This is a genomic window from Vicinamibacterales bacterium (assembly GCA_035699745.1).
Lineage (GTDB): Bacteria > Acidobacteriota > Vicinamibacteria > Vicinamibacterales > 2-12-FULL-66-21 > JAICSD01.
On sequence record DASSPH010000060.1, the window covers coordinates 82,184 to 88,345 of the forward strand.

6 protein-coding genes are annotated in these 6,162 nt (G+C 69.9%); 3 read left to right on the plus strand and 3 right to left on the minus strand.

The window, feature by feature from the left end; translation table 11 throughout:
• Positions 1-3 precede the first annotated feature (3 nt).
• From dnaX to recR, 3 genes are read left to right on the plus strand one after another with little or no spacing between them, the layout of a single operon-like run.
• Positions 4-1,794: a DNA polymerase III subunit gamma/tau gene (gene dnaX / locus VFK57_13230; GenBank protein ID HET7696669.1), complete on the plus strand. Its 1,791-nt coding sequence runs from the start codon at positions 4-6 to the stop codon at positions 1,792-1,794.
• Positions 1,791-2,090 (plus strand): YbaB/EbfC family nucleoid-associated protein, encoded by a 300-nt coding sequence (locus VFK57_13235; GenBank protein HET7696670.1) that lies wholly within the window; start codon positions 1,791-1,793, stop codon positions 2,088-2,090. The genes dnaX and VFK57_13235 overlap by 4 nt, the downstream gene beginning before the upstream one ends.
• Before the next feature lie 17 nt (positions 2,091-2,107).
• The gene (gene recR, locus VFK57_13240) at positions 2,108-2,704 is read left to right on the plus strand and encodes a recombination mediator RecR (protein ID HET7696671.1); all 597 of its coding nucleotides are present in this window, start codon (positions 2,108-2,110) and stop codon (positions 2,702-2,704) included.
• 54 nt (positions 2,705-2,758) lie between these two features.
• Here the strand turns inward: recR and VFK57_13245 are convergent, their stop codons facing one another.
• The 3 genes from VFK57_13245 to VFK57_13255 form a co-directional block, all read right to left on the minus strand.
• Positions 2,759-5,041: a lysylphosphatidylglycerol synthase domain-containing protein gene (locus tag VFK57_13245; protein HET7696672.1), complete on the minus strand. Its 2,283-nt coding sequence runs from the start codon at positions 5,039-5,041 to the stop codon at positions 2,759-2,761.
• Complete coding sequence (locus tag VFK57_13250; GenBank protein ID HET7696673.1) at positions 5,038-5,769, minus strand: NTP transferase domain-containing protein; 732 nt, start codon at positions 5,767-5,769, stop codon at positions 5,038-5,040. Before VFK57_13250 ends, VFK57_13245 begins: the two co-directional genes overlap by 4 nt.
• A gap of 192 nt (positions 5,770-5,961) precedes the next feature.
• Positions 5,962-6,162: hypothetical protein (locus VFK57_13255; GenBank protein HET7696674.1), on the minus strand; the 201-nt coding region annotated here is incomplete at its 5' end.

Consider the following 6,162-nt stretch of genomic DNA (forward strand, 5'->3'; position numbering starts at 1 on the left):
ACCATGTCTTACCAAGTTCTCGCCAGAAAGTGGCGACCCCAGCGGTTCGATGACGTCATCGGGCAGAAGGGGGTGACGCAGACGCTCCGCAACGCGATTGCCGCGAAGCGGATCGCGCAGTCGTTCGTCTTCTCGGGGCCGCGCGGCGTCGGCAAGACCACCACGGCGCGGATCATGGCGAGGGCGCTGAACTGCGCCCAGGGCCCGACCGCGGATCCCTGCGGCGCCTGCGACGCGTGCGTCGAGATCGCCGACGGCCGCGACATGGACGTGATCGAGATCGACGCCGCCACCAATACCCAGGTCGACAAGGTCCGCGCCGTCATCATCGACGGCCTCGGCATGGCGCCGGTGCGCAACCGCTACAAGATCTTCATCATCGACGAAGTCCACCGCCTGTCGGCGCAGTCCTTCGACGCGCTGCTGAAGTCGATCGAGGAACCGCCGCCGCACGTCGTCTTCATGATGGCGACGACCGAGATCGACAAGGTCCCGCCGACCATCCAGTCGCGCTCGCAGGTCTTCGAGCTGAAGACCATCGGCGTGAAGCAGATCGCCGACCAGCTGCGCGCGATCGCCGCCGCCGAACGGATTGACGTCGACGACGCGGCGCTGATGCTGATCGCCCGCGCCGGAGACGGCAGCATGCGGGACGCGCAGAGCGCGTTCGACCAGGTGATCGGCTTTGCCGGCACGACCATCACCGCCGACGACGTGTCCGGCGTGCTGGGACTGGTGCGGCGCGACCTGCTCATCGCCATCGCCGATGCCGTCGCGCGGGACGACGCCGCCGCGGTGTTCGAGCTGACGGCGCAGGCGGTGGAATCCGGGTACGACCTGCGGCTCGTGGTACGTGAGCTCGCGCGGCTCACCCGCGACCTGCTGGTCCTCTCGATCGATGCGTCGCGCGTCGCCGACCCCGAGATCGCCGCCGAAGCGGAGCGCCAGGCGCTGCTCGATCTGTCGCGCCGCTTCTCCGGCGAGGACCTGATGCGCGCCTTCGACGTGCTGACCAGGGCGGAGTACGAGATCCGCGGCGCGATGCAGCCGCGCTACCAGCTCGAGATGGCGCTGCTGCGCTGGATCCACCTGCGGAAGCTGGTGCCGCTCACCGATCTGATCAAGCAGCTCGAGGGGGGCGCACCGGGCGCGCGGCCGGCCGTGCCGGCAGCCGCGCCAAGACCTGCCGCATCGCCCGCCGCGGCGCCCAGGGCGCCGGCGGCCGCCGCGGCCCCGTCGAGACCGGCGCCGCCGCCGGCGCCCGTACCGGCATCGCGTACCGAGACAGTCAAGGCGATCGAAGCGAAGCGCAGCGCCGCCGCCACACCGCCGGCGCCCGAGGCGCCGCCGGCGCTCGCCCCCGTGGATCCGTCGATCCTCAAGGACGCGTTCCTCAGCGAGGTGCGCAAGGCCAAGAAGTTCTTCTTCGGCACGGTAGTGGCGCAGGCGCAGAGGATCGAGTTCACCGGCGATCGCGTCGTGTTCACGTTCGCGCCGCAGCACCGCGCGCTGCGCGCGCAGCTCGAGCAGACCCGTCCCTGGCTGGAGGCGGCCGCCAGCCAGCTCGCCGGACGGAAGATCGCCGTCGCCGCCGCGGAAGGACTCGCAGACGCGGCGCCCGGCGCCGGCGCTCGCGAGACAATCGCGCCCGCGGCCCCGACCCCGGCGCCGCCGCCGAACGACGCCGATCGCGCGAGGACGCTGAAGGAGCGCGCGCTGTCCGATCCGGGCGTCCAGACCATGCTGGACGTGTTCGCCGCCGAGATCAAAGACGTGGAGGAGAAGGAAGCATGAATCCGCAGCAGCTCATGAAGCAGGCGCAGCAGATGCAGGAGCGCATGCAGAAGCAGATGGCCGAGCTGAAGGTCGAGGCCACGGCCGGCGGCGGCATGGTCACCGTCACGATGAACGGCGCCAAGCAGGTCCTCGCCCTCAAGATCGACCCCGAAGCGGTCTCGAAAGACGACGTCGAGATGCTGCAGGATCTGATCCTCGCCGCCATCAACGATGCGCAGCGCAAGGCCGACGAAGCGATGCAGAAGCAGATGAGCGGCATGCTCGGCGGTCTCAAGATCCCCGGCATGTTCTGATGCAAGCGAAGCCTTAGATGAGCCGTCCCGATCCGCTCAACAAGCTGATCGAGCAGCTCCAGCGCCTTCCCGGCATCGGCGCCAAGAGCGCGCAGCGCCTCGCGTTCCACGTGCTCAAGACCCCGCGCGAGGACGTCGAGCGCCTCGCCGCGGCGATGCGCGAGGTGAAGGACCGCGTGACCTACTGCTCGGTGTGCAGCAACATCACCGACACCGATCCCTGCTACTTCTGCACCGACAGCGGCCGCGACCGGCGCGTCATCTGCGTCGTCGAAGAGCCGGAGAACGTCACCGCGATCGAGAAGACGCGGGACTTCAAGGGGATGTACCACGTGCTGATGGGCGCGCTGTCCCCGCTGCACGGCGTCGGCCCGGACGACCTGAAGGTGAAGGAGCTGCTGACGCGGGTCGGCACCGGCAGCGTCGAGGAAGTCATTCTCGCCACCAATCCCAACGTGGAAGGGGAGGCGACGGCGATCTACCTCGCCAAGCTGCTCAAGCCGCTCGGCGTGCGTGTGACGCGCATCGCGATGGGGGTGCCGGTCGGCAGCGACCTCGAATACGCCGACGAGTTCACCATGCACAAAGCCATGGAAGGGCGGCGCGAAGTCTAGTTCCGGCGCGAATACGGTTCGACGTCGGGAGCCCGTGCGTGGGCTCTCCGCCGCTCATGCCGCGACCGCCTCGCTGTCCTCGCCGAGCAGGTGCCGGAGCTTCAGCACCATCGAGATCCAGTAGGTGTTCGATCCGATTGCCGCCAGCACCACGACGAAGGGGAGCAGCCCGGCGAGGGAGAACGCGAATATCCCGTATGGCATCGCCGAGCGGGTCGCGACGAACGAGATGCGCCAGATGATCCGCGACCACCAGGTCTGCTCCTGGCGGAAGCGGGCGCGGGCGATGGTGTGCAGCTTTTCCGGCTGTCCGGCGGTGATGCGGCTGCGCAGGTAGATCAACATCGCAAACGCGACCAGCGTGCCGGCCAGCGCGATCCCGCCCAGCCAGTAGAACCCGTGCCATCCGGTCCGCCGCCCGGCGCCGACCGTCAGGCCGACGAAGATGGCGATGTAATAGGAATAGTCCCCGAAGGTCTCGATCCAGCAGCCGAGCGCCGACTCCTGATACTTGAGCCGCGCGATCTCGCCGTCGCAGCCATCCATCACGCTCGCGGCGAGCGACAGGAACCCGCCGAGCACGCCCGCCCAGTAGTTGCCGGTGCTGAACAGCCACGCGGAGTAGAAGCCGACCGCGACGAGCGCCACCGAGAGCTGATTGGCGGTCAGCGGCGTCCGGATCAGCGCGACGCTCAGCGGCAGCGACATGCTGCGGTTGAAGCGCGCCACTTTGTTGTCAGTGTCCTTGTAGCTCGATCGCCGGATGATCTGCTCGGCCGCGGGAAGCGCTGCCGCGTCCGGAATGCGCAGCGCCAGCCGGGCGCGGCCGAACGAGACGTCCTCGCCCGCCGGAACGGGCGCGCTCGACTGCAGCCGCGCGTGCAGCGCCGTCTTCAGCCCTGCCGCGTCGCGCGCGGCGGCGGCGGTGAGCCGCAGCACCCCCGACACCTGCCACTCGCGCCCCGCCGGCACGTCCAGCGGCTCGCCGTCCGGCACCTTGATCGAAATGGCATCACCCAGGAGCGCGGGCGAGACGACCGTGCCCGGCCCGACGGCGCTGACCTCCTCGTCCGCGCCGAGCGACGCGAGCAGCTCCTGCCAGTCGCGCGCGTCGGTGACGATCCGGACCTCGCCATGAATCTCGCGGAGGACGCGGCGCAGCGCGCCGGCCATGCCTGGACTCGCGAACACCAGCACGCGCGCGTATCCGGCGCGGAACGCCGAACGCACCACGCGCTCGGCGATCGGCAGTCCCGCGACGCGCGTGAACGGCGTCACTCCCCCGTGCTCGTCGTCGGGCAGGTAGAGCAGAATCGGCCCGCGCGCCGCCGACGGCACGCGCGCCGGCGCCTGCGATACCGCCGCCGGCTGCTGGCCGCGCGGATAGATCGCCAGCCCGATTCCGGCCCAGAACAGCCCGCGCAGGCGCCGCGCCAGCGCGAGCGGCGCTCCCGCCGCCATCGCGCCGATTGCGGTGACGGCCGCCACGCTCGAGGCTTCGAGCGCGCCGAGGTTCGCCGGGATGAAGGCCGACGCGAAGCTGGCCACGCGCGAGAACGTCTCCACCGCCATCGCGGCGGTGAAGGCGACCGGGACCCCGGCTGCGTACATGATCGCCCACGCCTCAGCCGCCATCGCGCCATAGGCGATCAGCGTCGCCGTGGTCAGCACGGCGAGACGCACGGGATTACCGCGCACGAGATCCAGGAGCTGGCGCTCGACGGCGCCGACGAAGCGGCCGACGCGCCCGCGCGCCATCGCGGTGCCGAGCGCGGCATCGATCTTCTCGACCAGCGCGATCAGGTAGGTGCCGCGGCCGCCGAGCACGAGCGCGGTGAGCACGGTAATCACCCCCGCGGCGATCGCGAACGCCCGGAAGATGCGGAACCACGTGTGCGTCAGCGGCAGCAGCGCAATCGCGATCAGCGACCCCACGCCGACGATCAGGGTGGTGCCGACCATGTAGCCCAGCCGCTCGAGCGCCACGGCGGCGGTGGCGACGCGAGGATCGACCTCGCGCGAGAGCAGCACGACTTTCAGCGGCTCGCCGGCGATGCCGCGGAGGGTGAGATAGCTGAACGCCTCGGCGGCGAGGCGCACCCGCGCCAGCCGGAGAAACGGCACGGTGCGTGGGCGCGGAAAGCACCACGACCAGGCCCAGGTCCGCGCCAGGTGCCAGACGCCGCTGGCGAGGATCGACAGCGCGAACGCCAACCCGAAGCGCGAGCCCATGCTCGCGATGAGATGAAAGTCGATGTAATAGAGCGTGGCGGCGAAGAGGACCGCGCCGATCGCGAACGCGCCGAGCGAGATCAGGCGGCTTCGAGAGGTGCTCATGCTGACGGCGCGCCCAGGGCCGATTCCGCCGCCGCGAGATCCGACAACGTGTCGATGTCGCACCACGTCGCATCGCCGATCTCGACGCCGCGCATCAGCCCGCGCGAGGCGAGCTCGCGGACGCCGCCGCTCAGCGTCGTATCGCCCAGCCCACAGGCGTGAGTGAGCGCCTCGAACAGCACCGGCGAGAACACGAAGACGCCGGTATCCAGCGCGTCGTACTCGATCAGGTCCTTGCCGATGGCGACGATGCGGGATCCCACGCGGCGGACCTTGGTGGCTTCGTCGGCGATCTCGGGAGGCACGGGCCGCGCGTCCACGGCGAGGAGCGACTCGCCGTCAGCGACGTCGAGGCGCAGCATGCGCTGCAGCACCGGCGGCTCGAACACGTGATCGCCCATGAGCAGCGCGAAGCGATCGCTGCCGACCGATGCCCGCGCCGCCAGCGCGGACACGCCGTTCTCGAGACGCCATTCGGGGTTCAGTGCGAACGACACGTCCATGCCGCGCGGCGCCGCCGCTTCGGCCAGCCCGCGGACCCGGTCGGCCTGGTAGCCGAGCACGACCGTCGCCGCACGGATGCCGGCGTCGTATGCGGCCTCGAGCGTGCGCTGCAGGAGGGGGCGTCCGAGCAGCGGCTGCAGCAGCTTCGAATCGTGCGTGGGGTTGTGGAAACGGTCACCGTTACCGGCGGCGAGGATGACGGCCTTGCTGACAATTCGCGTCACTGCAACTCTCGTATGCTGCCGGTGCCTCGGTCCGGCGTCTCCAGGCGTCGTGTCATGGGTTTGGACGCGCGGTATGCAGCCCGCGTCTCCATCCCATCCTTGTCCAATACGCCTCGTAAGGCGAAGTGGATTCACGAAACGGCTCTTCACCCCCGCACGGCTGCATGGAGCATGCCCGGGTCCGCCCCCTCGTCACCCCCTTTCCGCTTGATCCTGCGGGAGTTGCGGCGTTCTCGGGGCGAACCCTTCACGGACGAGCAGCACGCCCCCGGCCAGCGCCCAGAACAGCATCCGGACCTTGCGGATGATGGCCATCGACAACCCAGGCCGCGTGCCCAGCCCGAGTAGTTGCGACACGTATGCGGTGGCGGCCTCATCCACCCCCAGGCGAAG

Excerpts from the sequence above, each read along its gene's own strand:
- dnaX (HET7696669.1), top strand. The coding sequence starts at position 4 with ATGTCTTACCAAGTTCTCGCCAGAAAGTGGCGACCCCAGCGGTTCGAT.
- VFK57_13235 (HET7696670.1), top strand. The coding sequence starts at position 1,791 with ATGAATCCGCAGCAGCTCATGAAGCAGGCGCAGCAGATGCAGGAGCGC.
- recR (HET7696671.1), top strand. The coding sequence starts at position 2,108 with ATGAGCCGTCCCGATCCGCTCAACAAGCTGATCGAGCAGCTCCAGCGC.
- VFK57_13245 (HET7696672.1), bottom strand. The coding sequence starts at position 5,041 with ATGAGCACCTCTCGAAGCCGCCTGATCTCGCTCGGCGCGTTCGCGATC.